Here is a 16,850-nt window from a genome sequence, read left to right on the forward strand (position 1 = left end):
CCACGACAAGTACCGTGCCTTGGTGCGCGAGCTGCAGATCCGCCCGCTGATCGCCCGCCGCGGCTCCGGGCACGGCTCCGGCCTGGGCAAGCAACGCTGGGTCGTCGAGCAGACCTTCGCCCTGCTGCACGCCTTCAAACGCCTGCGCATCCGCTGGGAGATCCGCGCCGACATCCACGAGGCATTCCTCAAGCTGGCCTGCGGCCTCATCTGCTGGCGGCGCCTCACTTCATTGCGTTAGGCGCTCTTAGGCTTAAGCGCTGGGGCCGGAGATGATCACTGCGTTGGTGTGGAGGTCACTCCTGCCAGGTGGATGGTGCTGGACAAGCAAGAGACAGGTCTGTGTGCGGCTGACCTGCCTCCTGCGGACCTCGCCTGTAACTAACTGGTAGGCAGGTGGATCACCGTCCCTCCCTTGGCTGCGGCCGTTTCGTCCGTCGTGCCTTGTCCGGGGCGCGGAATGCGAGGTCCGGGAGGTACTGGCCGGGGCGTAGGTGCGGGAGATCCGGTGAGGAAGGCAGCGGTTGCCTCGGCTGCCGCGGCTGCGGCTTCGGGGTAGATGCTGGTGTAGGTATCGCGGGTGAAGGCCGAGGAGGTGTGCCCGAGAGTCTCCTGCACGATCTTGATATCCGCTCCGGCCGCGAGCATGGCGGTCGCAGCGCCGTGGCGCAGGTCATGCAGCCGGATCGGCGGCAATCCTGCTTGATAGCAGATGCCGTAGAAGCGGTCGGTGACGTGCTGGGGGTGCAGGGGCCGGCCAATCTCGTCGGTGAAGACGAACCCGGACTCGATCCAGTCCTCGCCTGCGGCCAGCCGTTCCCGCCTCTGGCGTTTGTCGTGCTCCTTCAGAAGGATCATCGTCTCGGCGTCAACGGCGATCTCGCGGTCGCTGGCATCGGTCTTCGGGGCGCCCTGGATCGGCTCCCAGCCTAGCTGGGTGATCTGCCAGTGAATCCCGATTCTCCCGGTGGAGTAATTGACATCCGGCTTGCGCAGACCCACGCCTTCACCGCGTCGCAGGCCGCGCGTAGCGATCAGCCGGAACAAGACGAACAGCCGATCCTGGCGGGCGTAGGCAAGAAACGCCTTCGTCTGCTCGGCCGTCCACACCATCACCGACGAGGGCCTGGGCGTACTGATGTAGGCGGCGATCGGATCGACGCGCCGCCCCTCACGGGCTCGCAGGAGCAGGCTGAGATGCGCGGCGTGATCCTCACGCCATTGCTTCACCTTCTCCTCGGTCCATACCAGCGGCTTGGGCCGGTCGATCGCTGGCAGTTCGACCACGGAGGCGGGGTTGAAATCCAGGAGCCGATCTTGCCGGATCGCCATGTTCAGGGCGTGGCGGAGGGTAGCGCGAATGCGATGCATGCTCGTAGGACCGACCGGTCGCCGGTAGCGGACCGCCAGGACGCGGGCGGGGTCGCCGCTGGCACGTTCGGCGGCGATGGTGTCGTTGAACTCCTCGATCGCATCGAACATGCCCGCGATGTCGGAGACCCGTAGCTTGTCCAGCCGGATGCTCCCGAGGTAGGGGGTGAGGTAGAGCCGGACATGGGATTCGTAGGAGCGCCTTGTGGTCGGCTCGATGACGCGCTTGCGCTTGAGGAACTCCGCCAACCACTCCTCGACCGTGACATGGCGGTTGAGGTCTTGGCGGGTGCGGACCTTGCGCCGCACCTCCTCAACGTCGGGCAAGCACTTGGTGTCCTTGAGCACCGACAGCATCAGCGCGGTGATCTGCCGCCGCACCGCAAGATCGGAGTCGAGAGCGAGCAAGCCGCGGGCGTGCTCCAGCTCGGCTTCGGCCGCCTCCAGCGTGGCGAAGCCACGGCGACGTAGAGGGTTTTGCCGCTTGCCGTCAGCGTGAGCGGGGAGTTCCAGCTGATATCCCCAGGTGCCGTGGGCGCTGCTCCACCGCTGGCCGCCATCGCTGTGCGTGATGCGCAGTCCGGGACAGGACTTGCCCAGCCGCTTGCCCGTGGCCGGGTCCTTGCACGCACACGATTTGAACGTGGCGCCTTTGGCAACCGCGCGGATCTCTCCTACGGTGGGGCCGGGGTTGTTGCTTGCCATCATGAGTTATCCCTTCTCGCTTGCCGGACGGCCACTGCGGTCCGGGTCGGTGGGGTCGAGTAGCGCCCACAGTCCGCATACCGGCTCGCGTACCTGCCGCCGATGCGCATCACCCGGCGTGGGAACGCGTTCGCGTTGGCCAGCCGGTATGCCTTGGTGCAGCCCATCCCGAGCAGCCGCCCGGCCGCCAGCAAGCCCACCACCTCAGGCGCCCCGACGGCATCGGCTACCGAGTCCCTGGCAGGGGTTGTGGTGGTCATCCATCACCTCCATTTGCGTTGACGAGCACGCCGGTTCAGGCCGCGCGGGCGCGTGATCCGCTGTGGCGGGGCGGCCTGTGACGGGCGCTACGCCACCGCCCCGGCCGCGTCCGCCCCCTTGCTGGGGGTAGCCGTCGCGTTCGCGACGGGCCGGACACAGCCCCGGCACGCCGGGGCCGGTGCGCGGGGGCCGGTGCGCGGGGGCCGGTGCGCGTGGGCCGGTGCGCGGCCAGGATTGGTGGCGGCGGTATCGATCCCCACCTCCATGGCCCGCGTCAAGCGAAATCCACAGGTCAGTGCCCGCACCCCAGCTCCCGGCCCGAATCTGGGCCAAGGACGAAGGGACGGAACCGAGCTACTCCAGCGCGCGGCCGTCTGGCAGGCCGGACCCAAGCGCGGAGGGCCTCGACGCCGAGTGAGCTTCGGCCGTGTGAACAGCAGCAGGTCCCCATGCGTCCCTGCGCTCGCCAGCCGTCCGGCGAACTCCGGCAACGCCTGCAAGCGGCCAGATCGCGATCGGAGAGACAGGGTTCGCTGCGGTCGCCGCGTGCGGACTGTCGCAAGGCGATGTGCTGCAGATACACCAGACCCGTCTCCCGAGCCTGCGCGATGATCTCCCGTACCGGATCGGCCATGCCGCCGATGCGGTGCAGCAGGTGACCACGACCAGATGCCTGCCCTGCTTGACCCACCCCGCGGCGCCGTCGATGTCCAGACTCTCGGCCGGGTCGACGGAGCCTGGCCAGCGACTCGCGGCGAGACTCTCCTCGCAGATGCGCTCAGCCGCCACCAAACCCACACTTTCCACGCGGTCGGCCAACGCCAAGCGTCCATCGTCGCAGCGGTCGGCGATATGCAGATCGGAGACCTGCAGGTCGGCGTCCGGGCGGGTACGCGCCAGCTGAGTCCAGGTCACACCCACCCGGTTGGCGTCGCCGAAGACGGCCGCCGGCACCCAGCCCGCTGTCAGCACAGCCGAGATCAACTGGTGATCGATGGTGCCTAGGTCGATCACCGTCTCACCCATCCGGGCACAGGCGCAGACCAGGTCGTGGGCCAAAGGTCCGCTGACCCGGTGACGGCACCCAGCCGGGCAGGTGGCAGCCGTTTCGGTGCCGGCTGCGGCCAGCCACACGATCAGCGACAGGTGCCCCTGCTCAGGGGCCCACGCCTCCCACCTCACGCCGCTTCCGGCGGCGAGGTTCGCGCGTGACGGGAAGGTGATGGACGACGTTTCGGTGGTGGGGTTGAGAACGGTGGTCGAGGTGGTGGCGAGTTCGGTCATGTGGGTGTGGCCCGAGCACCGGGTCACTGATCCCTGTCACTAATCCAAATACCTGTCTCAAGGCCCGAGTTAGGACAACCGATCGAGCAAAGATTCGACAACCCGGAGCGTGGCACCCGACACCAACCCTCCTGGCGAGCCGAACGCAATCAACCGTTAGTCGCCCCGTACGATGTTTCCGGCATCGGGGCCGACAGCGGCCTTGTCGACCCGCACCGCGGTGGAACGCTCGGCACCGTCATCGGACGTGAAGACAGGCGGCCTGCCCGACGCAGATGCTCATCAGCCGAAGGCCACCGCGCCAGGCTTCCTGTCAGGGCCAACCCAGTCCACGCGGCGAACCGGCTGGAAAATAGGTGACCGTCCACCGTCCCGATCTGACGAGCGGGTCCTTCCTGTCACCTGACTCAATACCAGCTCGAAAGGCCGAGCTGAGACCGTGCGACAGTTCAGTCTTCAGCAAAATCAACACCGGAATGCACACGGGTCCCCCCGAGCAACCAACCACCAAGCGAGAGTGACAAATACAGGACATTCATTAACAAATCGCCACTATTGTGTTATCGCTGAATGCCCGAATAGAATGCACTCGCAGCGACACTTCCCAACCCTGCGCAACCTCCTGCGGCATACTCTGACATGCAGCGACGCACCGCTGGACTTTTAATCCGTAGGTTCCGGGTTCGAGCCCCGGGCGCCCTACCACCCTATACCCCATCTGACCTGCGATTTCTCGATTCTCGGCCGCCTTCTGAGCGGCGCAGACGGCCGAGTTCATGCTCGTCACATGCTCTTCGGCACGTGTCCGGCACATCCCCGGGCTGACACCGCAGCGATTTGCGCCGTTTGCGCTGCCCCCTCTCGGTCGGCTCAGCCGGATCGCAAAGCCAGACCCCAACGACGCCCAACGGAACGGCCCGATGAAAGGGGCGGCCGGGCGGGACACTTCCGACTTGGGCGGAGACACGTCTAAGCACTGGTCAACCGCCTTCGGCCGAGGGCGAATGCAGAGCGGGCCCATCCGCCGAATATGGCCACGACCCGGAGGGTGCCCGCCTTGAGCGGGCGGGCAACCTCGCGCCAGTGGTTTCAGCTCAGCCGCCGGCCCGTCTCTGGGTCGAGCCCCAGCAGGTTGCGCGCCGCGAGCAAGAAGTCCGGATCGTCGTTCAGGTCGTCAGGCGAATCCGGGTGGTCCTGCCGCCACTGGAACATCAGCCGCGACAACGCCCGGTTCTGCTCGATGCTGCTCACAGCTACATCAGCCTCCCATCGGCATCTCGAATTATGTGCTTCCCCAGCCAGTCGTGGCTACGGGGAGCTGTTCCCCTTCCTCCCGCCTGCCTGGCCTCCTTCCGCCACCTCCCGCCGGGTGACCGGCCATCGTCCCTCAGCCCGCAGGGCACGCGCTTGGGTCGGGACGTCGTCTCCAAGACGATGCGTGAGGGAGCGGCCCATCTGCTCCTCCCGGGCCACCCACGGTCGCTCGCCTCCCAGGGGACGTCCTTCTCGTTCGCGTCAGCGCGCGATCTCGGCTGCGGCCAGGTGGGTGGGCGCCGTGCCGCGCCGCCGGAAGGTCGCGCCCGATGGTGAGGACCCAGCGTGCCGGATCGGGTGGGGCAAGCCATGGGGCCCCCATTCGTGTAACTATTAGCGAGGCTGCAAATACTCTCAGCTACTTCCTCGGGAGGGGAGAAGCATGCACGGCCTGACCCGCGCGCTCACCACGGCAGGGGCGATACTGTTCGCCACCATCATGATGTCCATTCCAGCCCACGCAGGAGCAGGTTGCAGTGCCTGGGACCAAAACACCAGCTCATACGTGAACCGCTGGGACGGCAACTTCGCCTACATCAACGGGCAGATGGTCCAGTGCCAGAACGGCACCTATGTTCCGTGGGGGTGACAACCCACTCGTGAGCCTTCGGGGTCGGCGCCATCTGCGCTGGCCGAGCCCCCGAAGACATGCTTCCATCACCACTGGCACATCCCGTGAGCTCGATCGCGGCCATCGGGACTATCGGCGATGATGCGGCGGCCGGTGGGACGAGCCGACACGGCCGCTCGCGCAGGCCGGGGGCGACAGCACGGTCTCGCAGCGAGGGTACTCGAAGGCCATCACGGGGATGGTGAGGAAGTTCCTGCCGTGGCGCCGCCTGATCCCCGGCCCCATCCAGGTCGATCGCGAACGCATGCTCCCGGCCGGCGACCGCACTCCTGCAGCGGCCCAGATCGCCCGCCAATGCGTTTGCCGGCGTGGACAACCTGACGATGTCGCCGCCGCTGGCGCCCTTTTCGCCAGCCCCCAGGCCGCCTTCATCACCGGCCAATCCCTGTACGCCGACTGCCCGAGTTCAGGTTGCGGGTTCGACGTTGCGGGTGGTGATGCGGCGAAGTAGGCGGGGTGTGCCTGCCGGGTAGGGCTGGCGGGTGTGCAGCATGGTCTGGTTGTCGGAGATGACGATGTCGCCTGCCTGCCAGTGGTGGGTGTAGGTGTGGCGGGGGTGGTACACCGCCGCGCGCAGGTCGGCCATGATCTGGTCGGTGTCGTATCCCCGGCGCTTGGGACAGGGTGGTGAGCGGCGGGTTGAGGATGCTGATGTCGGCCGGGACGGGCTCGTGATAGCGCAGCACGGCATGGCCGCGGTGCGGGTGCCGGGAGACCAGCGGCAGGTCGCGGGTCAGGGTCCTGCCGTTGATGAAGCGTTCGTGATGCAGGGTGAGGCTCTCCCAAAGGGCGCGGGTGTGCGGGGCGGCGTCGGCCAGCACCCGGGTGGTGTCGCAGAACAGGGTGGCGCCGCCCAGGGCGGGGTCGACGGCCTGCACACAGTGGAAGATCTGCAGGTCGGGCGTGTGGTCGTCGCTGAAGATGCCGTCCCAGTGCATGGGCATGAAACCGGTCTCGAACAGGAAGTCCTCGGGTTCGGCCTGGGCCTGCACGGAGAAGGCCGGGCGGTCCGACCACAAGATGGGCTCGCCCAGCGCGCAGCCGAACGCCTCGAACTCCTCGCAGGGCAGGGTGGCGGGCAGGCCGCGCAGGATGAGCAGGTGGTTCTCGGCGACCAGGTCCAGCACCGTAGCGGGTGACAGGTCACTGAGGGTGCCGCCGCTGATGTTGAGGTGGAGACCGAAGGGCGCCTGGTTCGGCTGCTGCGCGGCGGGCCAGGTAGCGGGCCAGGTGGCGGGCAGGGAGGTCATCGGTGGCTGCCTTCCAGGGGGCGCGGGTCGTTGAGGAAGTCGCGGAAGCGGGCCTCGGCGCTGACGCCGAAGGCGTCTTCGACGGTGGCGGCGGCCAGGTGGCACAGCAGGCCGCGTTCGACGGGCCTGACGCGCAGGCGGGTCAGCACGCCGTAGGTGTAGTTGAGCAGCAGCCGGTAGCGCTGGTAGTCGATGCTGTCGCGGAAGCGCTGGACGTGCGGGTCGGCGGACAGCTGGGCGAACAGCGCGGTTCTCTGCATGGGGGCGGTTTTCATGGAAGCGTCGGAGGGGCCGGTGTCACTGTCCTTGATCGACAGGCGCCCGCTGGTGATGAGTTCGGTGATGCGTGCCTTGTAGCGGGTCAGCAGCGCGGCCCAGTCCCGCACCAGGGGGGATGGCTCGCCGGTGCCCTCCAGCGCGGGCAGGAGCGTGCGCAGCCGGGCGGCCAGCACGTGCCGGTTGGCGTCGTAGCGGGCGGCGTGGGCGGCGGCGCATGCGGCGGGGTCGGCGGTGTTGTTGATGAACGCCCGAAACGGGTGAACGACCGCACAGGCGTGTACACGCCAAACCTCTGCTGCTGGCAGGTGGAGCAGCGGCCGTCATCGCCACCGCAATAGCACTGGGAGGCGCTGGGGCGATCAGGCCCGACAGCCAGCAGGGCTCTTCACCCGAAGCTATCGACACTCCGCGAGACGTCACCCGCAACGCCATCCCGGGGCCTTCTTCGCCGCGGCATGGCTCGAGTAGCGCATCCACCTCACCCACGGGTATCACCGGCGTTCCAGCCAAGAAGACTGGAGAACGGGCCGGCGGCGATACCCAGCGCATGGGCACAGGCAATGATCGTGCGCACGTCGATGAGGCACCTGGTCGCCACGGTCTTGTGCGCCCACGGTCGCTGGCCCTTCCCGTTGCCGACCGTCGCTCTTCTCGGGCCGACCCTCGGCCAAAGCGCCTGCCACGAGGGCCGCGCCCGGCCTCATCGGACGCCTCCGCCGGGGATAGGGGCCCGTCGCTGCTGGACATGAAGTGCGACGAACTGTTCCCGCCGCGCAAACGAGAATTTCGGCTGCGCAACATGGCCTGTCACCGCCTCTTGGGCTGATCTATCACGCCTAATGTCCCAATGCACCCGGCCTCGGCCCGATGCTGCAGCGCACGCTGTACCGCAGCCGATGCAAGGTCCTGCCCTTCCGGCTCGGGTCAAGTTCAGGCAGTGACCTGCTCGAACAGGTACTGAACAGCGCCGAAACCCACGAAGACGGTCACCTCGACAATGCGATCAGGCACAGGGGGCCTCGGCCAGAGAACGACGTCGCCTGGCTCTGCCAAACATGATGCGACGATATCTCAGAGTAACTGATCGGCTACAGACAGTCATTTATCTATTGCGGCACGATCACAGGCGTCCACACACCCGGTTCCGACCGGGGACGTCTCGCAGAAGGCAGCCAACATGCACTTCACCGGCAGAATCGCCACCATCGCGGCCACCACCGTCACCGCCAGCGGCCTGGCCTTGGCCGCCCTCGCCACCCCGGCCCTGGCCGTAGACCCGCCGATCGCCCCCCACGCCCAGGCCACCGCCCAAGTCAACGCCAACGGCACCATCGAAAACTCCAAGAACGTCACCGGCGTCACCAAGGTCAGCACCGGCAAGTACTGCGTCAAGCTCCACCGCGACATCAACGCCGCCCGCGCCGTCCCCGTCGCCACCCTGCGCGCCACCGCCGACTGGCGCAGCGAGATCTACACCAACGTCGACAGCTCGCACTGCGCCGGCCACCCCAACGCCATCTTCGTCTACACCGGCAAGAACGGCGCAGCCGCCGACGAACCGTTCTTCCTGCTCGTCCCCTAACGACATCTGCCCGCCCGATGACGCCACTTCGCAGGCTCTCGCCCGCGAACGCCGGGCCCACCTCCCCCAAGGAGCACGCATGACCACTTCTTTCCCCGCGCGCCTGCGCCTCTCCTGCAAGGCCGCCGCCGCGGCGGCGCTGGCCATGGCCGTCATCGGCCCGCCCCTATCAGCTTCCGCTACGTCCGCTCAATCGGCCTCCGCTGCCTTCCCCTGCCCGCCCGTACTGGGGATCTGCGCCTACGACGTGGACGACAACCTCAGGGTGCTCTTCGACGACGAAGCCGACATCACCCCGCCCATCGTCCGGGCGGCCAACCACAGCGGCAACCCCTGGTGCTTCTACAACTGGTTCGGGTACGGCGGGAACCGCCAGGAACTCGCCCCGGGACAGGTCGTCGACGACTTCGGCTTCGTCATCCGCGCCGCTCGACGCGGACCGTGTGACTGATCGACGCGCGACCGCCTCCAGTGAGCTGAGCGGCGGTGCGCTGCCGACTCACTAACTGAACCAGCCCGGCATCGATCACGCCCCGACGCCCGAGCCGAACGCTCGGGCGTCGTTGCATCCCGCTCCAATCCGCCTGCGTCCCGCTCGGCGGCACCAAAAGATGGGCGTGCCTCTCAGCAATCAGATGAATACATAAGGCGAGTGGTCGAGTCTCCGGGTGCTGCTACTTCTCACCGAGATTCGGGCCCGATCGGTCCCCGACAAGCGCTGCTGCTACTCACCAGCAACTCAACCGAGTGTTGGAGTGCTGCCGCCGGGCCTGCAGCGTCAGGACCTTGATAAGGCCAGGGCGGCACCGGAGGGATACTCCGGTCCAGGCCCGGGCGGGCCTTGGCGATCTGGGGCAGCTACGACCAGCCTGGCTACCTGCCTCCTGCATCGTCCTGGCGATGGGCGTGCCAGGCGGTACGGCGATCGCCGACTCACAGCACCCACGGCGAGTTGCTCCCACATGACGCCGACCTCGCTCAGGACCGGCGGCCGAGCTGTGCTTTCGTGGCTTCAGGAGGCCGGTCCGGGGTGACTGCTTGGCGGAAGGTGAACAGCTGATCGGGGTCACAGGTGGCCTTGACGCGCTGCATCCTGGGGTAGTTCTCGCCGTGGTAGGCCAGCGTCCAGTCGGTGAGTTCGGGGTCCATGCCGTTGGTGTAGCCGCCGATTCCCAGGTGCGGCTGCATGGCGGCGTGGACGTCGCGCAGCCACTGGAGTCTGTGCTCGATGTGGGCGCGGTCGGTGAACTGGTGCCAGTAGGAGTGGTACTGAACGACGCCGACCGCGGCCCGGTGCGGGAAGGCGGTTGCATCGGAGGGGCGATCGTTGACCGCGCCGCCGAGGGCGTCGATGAGCAGGCCGCCGGCTCCGCCCACGCCGGTGAAGTGGTGCAGCCGCTCCAGAGCCGCGGCCATCTCGGCCGCTGATGCCGGGTTCATCGGCGCGCGCACGATGTGGGACTTGGCGGCGAAGGCGACGCGGGGTCCCCAGGTGCCGCCGCCCCAGCGGTCGGCTTCGGAGGCGGCCCGGATGTAGTCGCAGGGGACGATCACCCGGTGGGTTTCGGCCTGGCCCACTGCGGCGGTCAGCCGGTCCAGCACCGGTGCGAGGTCGCCGGGGGTGCCGATGAAGGTGCCGGTCACCGTCGGCGCCGAGGGCAGGCCGGAGTCGCTGAGCTGCTCGAAGGCGCAGCACACGGCGCGCGGCGTGGCCGGGCCGTTAATCCAGGACGTCCAGCCCTGGATCACGGTCGCGGTCGCGGTGGCGGGCCAGGCGATCATGAAGCGGGTGAAGCTCAGGTCGCGGATGTCCTCGGTGGCGAACTCCAGGGAGGTGACCACGCCGAAGTTGCCTCCGCCCCCACCGCACAGGGCCCAGAACAGGTCGTCGTCCGGGGGCGGCGAGTCAGGGCGCACCCGGCGGATGCGGCCGTCGGCGGTGACGATCTCGATCTCACGCAGGTGGTCGCAGGCCAGCCCCCACGCCCTGGTGAAGGCGCTCAGCCCGCCGCCGAGGGTGACCCCGGCCAGGCCGATGGTGGGGCAGCGGCCCAGCGGCAGCCCCGCTGCGGCGGCGGCCAGGGCGAGGTGCGCCTGCAGGCCCTTGACGCCGGCGCCGAACAGCGCCCGCCCGCCGCCCACGACGGCCGTGTTGAGTGAGCTGACGTCGAGCACGAGCCCGGGGCCGGTGGAGTATCCGGCGTAGCTGTGCCCGCCGGAGCGCAGCGCCAGCGGTACCCGGTCGGCTCGGGCGAAGTTCACGCATTCCACCACGTCCTGGACGTCGGCCGGGTAGGCGATCGCTTGCGGGCGGATGTCGTCGAAGCGCTGGTTGACCAGCAGCCGGGCTTGTTCGTAGGCGGCCTGCTCGGGCCGCAGCAGCACGCCGCGCATGCTCGACTGCAGCGCCGACCAGTTCGTCCCGGACGAGTTGGAGGGCCTTCGGCGGACCGGGGCGGCAGGCAGGCGGGCGCGACGCAGGGCGGACAGGGTGTGGAGGTCGGCGAGCACCGGATAGTCGAACGGCAGCGGCCGCGGGCCGACCTGGTCGGGCACCGAGGTGAAGCCGCCGTCTGGGTCCTGCCGGTCCAGCAGGTACGTCACCGCCCGGGCGGCCGCGAGCCGGTCGCCCTGCCTGGCCAGCACCGGGACGGCTTGGGCGGTGGAGAGCACGTCGCTGGGGTCGCCGGGGAGCTGCCCCCAGCCGCCGTCGGGGTTCTGCGTCTGGACGAGGCGCGCCACGGACCGGGCGGTGGCGGCGGCGATCCGGGCGGCCAGGCCGGTGGTCGTCGAGAGGATTGTTGTGGGGATCGCGTGCAGGGCGTCCAGGGCGCGCAGGATGGCGCTGGACTCGCTGACCGTCCAGCTCCGCTCGAAGGTCCCGTCGGCAAGCTGAGCGTCCAGGATGAACTCCGCGGCGCCGGCGAGCAGCCGCTCGTGCCGGGCGGCCTGCGGGGCCAGCGCGAGGATCGCGCCGGCGGTCATGTCCAGGTCCGGCGCGTCGCCGCGCACCCAGGTGGGGAATCCACCGCCGGGGGCGGCGATCTCGGTCAGGTACCTGGTCGCCTGCTCCAGCGTCTCGCGGTGCCGGATGGGGTCGGCGGCGTGCAGGAACTCCATGCACCGGGTGGTGGTGTCCACGTCGGTCTGCCGCATGCCGGTGGCGAACGGCCAACCGCCGTCGGGGGCCTGCCAGGAGGCGACGAGATCGGCCATCCGGGGGACGAACGGCGCCAGGGTGTCGTCGCTGGTGAACGCGAGGCCGGCCACGGCGGTCAGCCAGAGGTCCTGGCTGTCCAGGAACGGCACGCCGTCGTCGGCGTTGACGGCCAGGCACAGCCGTAGCAGGCCGTCGTCGAGGGTCTGGGCGTCCGGCCGGAAGGTGCGCACCGCGTGCAGGCCGAGCAGGTGAGTGGTGGCGCTGGCCTCCCACAGCACCCTGTCACGGCCCAGCGACATCAGCGCCACCAGGCGGTCGCGCTCGGCGTCGGTGACCGCGTGCACACGGTTGCAGGCGTGCGCGTGGATGATGCGGGCCGTCAGCAGGTGCACGTCGGTGAAGGTGGTGATGCCCTCGGGCCCGGCCGGCGCGGGAGCGTCCCAGTGGTCCAGGGGTGAGCCGCACAGCAGATGCAACACCGTGCGCAGCATGACGGCCTTAAGCCGCCCGCGACCGGCGGTGCCGCCGACGGCCGCCATCGGCAGGCTGGCGGCCAGGTCCGGGGCACGGCCGGCCATGCCCGCCGGGTCCAGGCAGGCGTCGATCAGCAGGGCGTCCACCGGGCTCGCGCCGGGCCGGCGCTCCTTCAGGAACCGCGTCAGCCGGTCCTGCTCGCCGGGTTCGGCCCCATGCTTGCGCAGCAGGGCCAGCAGCAGCGCCGATTCCAGCACGCGGCTGCCGCACCGGTCGTCCACGGTGCCGCTGGCATCCACGGCGACGGCCAGGTGCTGCGCGAGCGCGCGCACGCCCCGCTCGTGAACGTCGGCGGTGAGGCCGGAGCCTAGCGGGTTGCGGTGGGTCTCTCGCTGCCAGGCCAGGGATCCGTCCCGGACCTGGCGGATCGGCGCGGCGCGATCGCCGCAGGCGGCGCGGTCGAAGTCGTCCATGCGCTCGGCAAGCATGACCCGGGCCCGCGCCGCAGCCTCCGACCGGCTGCACCGGTGGTGGCGGGCGAGCACGCCGACGAGGTTCTCCACTCCCTCGTCCAGGTCCTGCGGCGCGGAGCGCAGGTCGTTGGTCCAGGCGACGATGTCGGCGCTCGCCTCCCGCAACCCGTCGAGCCCGCTCGCCTCAGGCAGGGCGCGTTCCACGACGGCGAGCACCGGCAGCACAGTGATGGTGCGCCGGCGCAGCGCCAGATAGTCGTCGAGCCCAAGCTGCTCACCGCAGGCGCGCAGCCGCATCTCGGTGCAGGTGGCCTCGGCGAAGTCCCGGTAGAGAGCGAGAAAGCGGCTGCTCCATCCGGGCCGGGCCGAGACCTCGGTGCGCTGCCACAGATCGGTGAGCGCGCGCACCGCGGGCACCGGGTGACGGGTTCCGCCGGTGCCGCCGAGCACGTCGAGCAACTGGTCCAGCAGGGCCCGCACCCGCTCCGGCGACTGGCCGTGCCGATCGAACCCGTCGTCGACCAGCGCGATGAACGCGCCCCACTGCGCGAGCAGAGCCAGCTCCGCCGGCCCGGCCTGCGGGGCCAGCCATCCGGCCATGCGACCCTGCCCCATCCGGGCCAGTCGCCGCATCTCCTCCTCGCCGGCGACCAGGCCGTGCCGCGCCGACCATGAACGTGCCTGGCGTTCGGCAAGGACCCAACCAGGACTACAAGTAATTGTTTTACAACTCTGAGTAGTCATTTTTTGGCAGGCTACCAGATGCCGATCGGCTTCAGCCATGCCTTGGTCTGCAGGGTCGGTGAAGGCGTAACCCGCTCATGACCTCCCAAGCTGTGCCGCCACACCCTCGCCGGACTCGTGGGACGTCAAAGGAGCCGCGGCGAGCAGAGTGCGCAGGCGCGCTTCTGCGTGATCTATCTCCTTGGTGATGGCGTTCCAGTGGACGTCCGGGATGCTGCCGGTACCGAGCGCTGCGGCGGCGATCACGGCGGTGAGGTTCTGGTGCTGCCGGCTGGTGATGGAGGAGCGCATCGCCGGGTGGCCGAGGACGTCGCGGGCGGCGTAGGCGTCGGTGGAGGCCACGTCGATGATTGCGGTGGCCAGGCAGGTGCTGGCCGCCGAGCTGTGGCAGGCGGCCACGTCGAGTGCGGTCAGGGCGAGGCGGACCCGGAACGCGGCCGTTGTCGGCTCCTCAGAGGTGAGCAGGCTGAGCACCTCCCCGACCACGCGCTCCAGCTCGTCTCCGGAGGTGGGCGTGATACCCGAGCGAACAGCGATGCGCAGGAGCGACGCCACGGTGGCTTCCCACGGCTCGACCGGCACCGTGGAGTCGATCATCTCGGTCGCTTCGTCGAGGTGTCCCTGTTCCACCAGCGCCATGACCTTGAGTTGGCGGCCGTCCAGCAGCCGGTCGCCGATGCCGCGGTGGGCGGCCATGGCGTCGGCGGCATCGCTCCAGCGGCCCTGCTGGGCGAGGGCCCGGGCTCCGTCGATGAGCAGCGCCACCCACAGCTCCGTGCAGACCGCACGGTGCTCGTCGCTGCTGCGGGTCAGGGGCGAAAGGTCGACGGTGTGGCCGCAGATCACGGTGCTACCGCGCCTCTGGGCGGCGCGGTAGAGCTGGTCGAGTATCTCGTAGGCAGCCTTGCCGTCCCCTTCGCGGATCAGCATTCGGGCGATGTTGATCAGGGGCATCAGCGACATGACCGCGATGTCCTGAGGCAGATCCCCGGCCTCGGCAAACACCTTGTGCTGCCGCCAGCACAAGGTCGCGGCCAGGTCGGGCAGGGCGGCGTCGGAGGCGATGAGCGCGGAGATGTTGAGGACTCCGCAGGCGCGGGCCACCAGGTCCCGGTGGTCAGCGCCTGCGGGTTCGATGCTCAGCGCGGTGAGATCGGCGATGCGCTCCGGCAGGGGTTTGCCGGGCGGTTTGGTACGGCAGACCAGCGGGATGCGAGCGGCGATCGCAGGGTCCATCACGACGCTGGGTCCCCCTTCTACGGCCAGTCGACCACGAGGCGGCTGGCGGGTTTGTCGATGATGAAGCGCGGGTCGGCCGCTTTGAGCAGGTCACGGCTGTCGGCGGTGGCCATGCGGAAGCCGGGAGCCGGGGCGTGGTTGCCGTAGTCGCGATCCCATTCCTCGATCGCCGCGGCGACCTGCTCGGTCAGGGTGGCGGCGCGCGGGCCGTGCCCGATGACGCCGATCTCCCAGAAACGTCCCTTGGCGTCCTCGCCTTCGCGGACGGTCAGGTAGGCCAGGGTGTCGCCGTCGAGCGCGGCCATCGAACCCCACGCGAAGTGCGGCGTGAACCCCGGGCGGTTGCCGGGCATGCGGGAAAGCCCGTTCGGCAGGACGCACGCCAGCCACAGATACACCCACTGCCAGGGGTCGCCTTGCCGGAACTTCACCTCGGTGTAGAGCGGGTGCGCGGGGGTGTCGAGGATCGTGCGCATCGCCTCGCGGTCAACGAGTTGCTCGCCGAAAGTCTCCAGGTGGACATCGCCTTCCCCGTCGAGCTGAACGCGGGTGTAGATGTCGTCGCAGATGCCCTTACGCAGCGGCACGAAGGTCGCCATCTCGCAGGAGACCGTCTTCCAGGTGTCGCCGTCGCGCTCGAAGGCGAAGGAGCGGGAGATGCTGCCGCGGATGCGCATCGGGATTACCAGACGACCGTCGCGGGCGAGCTGGCCGAGTACCTGGGCCGGGATATCGCCGGCACCCACGGTGAACTGGATGCGGTCGTAAGGAGCGTGCTCGGGCAGCCCGGCCGCGCCGTCGCCGAGCACTGCGGTCACGTTGGTGGCCCCGGCGGCTTGCAGGTGCCGTTGCGCGGTGTCGACGAGGTCATGGTCGACGTCGACGGTCCACACCCGGCCGGTCGGGGCGACGAGGTGGCCGAGGAGCGCGGCGTTGTAACCGGTGGCGGCTCCGGCCTCCAGGATGTTGTGGCCTGGCCGCGCGCCCACCTGCTCCAGCTGGGTGGCGACGATGGACGGCGCGGAGATGCACGAGATCATCTCGCCGCCGGCGTCGTGCTTGATCGCCACGGCGTCGTCGACGTAGGCGGCCTCGATGGCGGCGTCGGGGATGAACGTGTGGCGCTCGACCGTACGGAACGCCTCGATGATCTCTGGGGTGCGCAGGTGACCGGAGTCGATGTACTTGGCCACCATGGCCTCGCGCAGCTCGGTGGGGTCGGCGGTGGTAGTGATGGTGGTCTCCATCCTGGTGAAGGTAGGTGTTACCGATGAGGAGGGGCTGGTAGACGCGGCCGCCGATGCGGTATCTCCGAAGGCGGCCTGCCTGCCAAGCCAGGCCGCGGCGGCCTGCTCGGCCACGGGCGTACCGGCGCGGTTGAACGCGAAGATGGCGTGGTGGGCGAGGACGGCGCGCAGCCCTCGCGTCAGATGCCCGGCTTTGGCGAGCCGGGCGAGACGCCGACCGGCGTCCTGGAACGCGGCCACGCGCTCGCCCCAGCCCGGTTCGGGGCAGGGCCGCTGGGCGGCGTCGGCGTTCATGAGGCGCCGCATGGCGGTGATCGCCGCCGCCCGGCGCGCTTCGGTGGGCGGGTCGATCGATGGGCGGAGTTCGCCGATCTTCGCCCACACGTCGCCGACCTCGAACACATCAAGCCCGGCCGCTCGGAACATCGCCGACAGCAGCAGGATGCACCGCTCCCTGCTGTCGGGGCTGCCGGTCTCGGCCAAGGCGGCGGGGCTGTCGGCGCACCACACCTCGTGGGCGATGGCCATGCCCTGCGGGCCGCCGAACGCGTCCGTCTCAGGTTCATAGATGCCACCGGCCCATCCGGCCACCACCTGCTCGGCAACGAGCCGGTCGAGGAGGGCGGCTACGGACTGATCGGTGCGCAGTCGCAGCCCGCCGTCCTTGCGCAGGAAGTGGAAGCGCCGTCCGGCCAGCGCAGCCGAAACCCTGGCCGCCGCCTCCGGGCTCACCCCGGCGTCGGCGGAGAAACGGATCGTTGCCTGCCACCACTCCGGTTCGGCCGGTGGGGCGAGGTTGTCCTCGTAGCTGTCCATGGTTTCGTTGCTCCGGCTCG

General features: G+C 69.3%; 13 protein-coding genes. 5 read left to right on the forward strand and 8 right to left on the reverse strand.

The features are described from left to right. Positions 1-241 (forward strand): transposase (locus tag KME80_RS26595; protein WP_219508955.1); only part of this gene is annotated, 241 nt, incomplete at its 5' end. 140 nt (positions 242-381) lie between these two features. Here the strand turns inward: KME80_RS26595 and KME80_RS26600 are convergent. From KME80_RS26600 to KME80_RS26610, 3 genes are all read right to left on the reverse strand, one after another. Then, positions 382-2,079: a tyrosine-type recombinase/integrase gene (locus tag KME80_RS26600; RefSeq protein ID WP_219508956.1), complete on the reverse strand. Its 1,698-nt coding sequence runs from the start codon at positions 2,077-2,079 to the stop codon at positions 382-384. 612 nt (positions 2,080-2,691) lie between these two features. After that, the gene (locus KME80_RS26605) at positions 2,692-3,621 is read right to left on the reverse strand and encodes a hypothetical protein (RefSeq protein ID WP_219508958.1); all 930 of its coding nucleotides are present in this window, start codon (positions 3,619-3,621) and stop codon (positions 2,692-2,694) included. 1,089 nt (positions 3,622-4,710) lie between these two features. Next, entirely contained in the window at positions 4,711-4,872 is a 162-nt protein-coding gene (locus tag KME80_RS26610; protein ID WP_219508959.1) for a hypothetical protein, read from the reverse strand. Between the two features lie 445 nt (positions 4,873-5,317). Here KME80_RS26610 and KME80_RS26615 point away from each other — a divergent pair, with 445 nt between their 5' ends. Together KME80_RS26615 and KME80_RS26620 are read left to right on the forward strand one after the other, a co-directional pair. After that, positions 5,318-5,524 carry a hypothetical protein gene (locus KME80_RS26615; RefSeq protein WP_219508961.1) on the forward strand — a complete coding sequence of 69 codons (207 nt, stop codon included), beginning with the start codon at positions 5,318-5,320 and terminating at the stop codon, positions 5,522-5,524. Positions 5,525-5,810: 286 nt separating this feature from the next. Further along, entirely contained in the window at positions 5,811-6,017 is a 207-nt protein-coding gene (locus KME80_RS26620; protein ID WP_246645839.1) for an SDR family oxidoreductase, read from the forward strand. Here the strand turns inward: KME80_RS26620 and KME80_RS26625 are convergent. After that, positions 5,938-6,816, reverse strand: coding sequence for a TauD/TfdA family dioxygenase (locus KME80_RS26625; protein ID WP_219508964.1), 879 nt, complete (start codon positions 6,814-6,816; stop codon positions 5,938-5,940). The genes KME80_RS26620 and KME80_RS26625 overlap by 80 nt on opposite strands. Beyond that, on the reverse strand, positions 6,813-7,268 hold the full coding sequence (locus KME80_RS26630; protein WP_372455392.1) for a hypothetical protein: 456 nt from the start codon (positions 7,266-7,268) through the stop codon (positions 6,813-6,815). Before KME80_RS26630 ends, KME80_RS26625 begins: the two co-directional genes overlap by 4 nt. Positions 7,269-8,272: 1,004 nt before the next feature. Here KME80_RS26630 and KME80_RS26635 point away from each other — a divergent pair. Both KME80_RS26635 and KME80_RS26640 read left to right on the forward strand, forming a co-directional pair. Further along, entirely contained in the window at positions 8,273-8,677 is a 405-nt protein-coding gene (locus KME80_RS26635) for a hypothetical protein (RefSeq protein WP_219508966.1), read from the forward strand. A 79-nt stretch (positions 8,678-8,756) separates the two neighbouring features. After that, a complete protein-coding gene (locus KME80_RS26640; protein WP_219508967.1) occupies positions 8,757-9,128 on the forward strand; it encodes a hypothetical protein in 372 nt (123 codons plus the stop codon). Between the two features lie 527 nt (positions 9,129-9,655). Here the strand turns inward: KME80_RS26640 and KME80_RS26645 are convergent. The 3 genes from KME80_RS26645 to fxlM form a co-directional block, all read right to left on the reverse strand. Continuing rightward, positions 9,656-13,417: a terpene synthase family protein gene (locus tag KME80_RS26645; protein WP_219508969.1), complete on the reverse strand. Its 3,762-nt coding sequence runs from the start codon at positions 13,415-13,417 to the stop codon at positions 9,656-9,658. A gap of 186 nt (positions 13,418-13,603) precedes the next feature. Next, on the reverse strand, positions 13,604-14,764 hold the full coding sequence (locus tag KME80_RS26650) for a hypothetical protein (RefSeq protein WP_219508970.1): 1,161 nt from the start codon (positions 14,762-14,764) through the stop codon (positions 13,604-13,606). A gap of 20 nt (positions 14,765-14,784) precedes the next feature. After that, the gene (fxlM, locus tag KME80_RS26655) at positions 14,785-16,830 is read right to left on the reverse strand and encodes a methyltransferase, FxLD system (RefSeq protein WP_219508972.1); all 2,046 of its coding nucleotides are present in this window, start codon (positions 16,828-16,830) and stop codon (positions 14,785-14,787) included. Between the last annotated feature and the right edge of the window lie 20 nt (positions 16,831-16,850).

This window comes from Nonomuraea ceibae (assembly GCF_019396325.1).
In the GTDB taxonomy this organism is placed as follows: Bacteria; Actinomycetota; Actinomycetes; order Streptosporangiales; family Streptosporangiaceae; genus Nonomuraea; species Nonomuraea ceibae.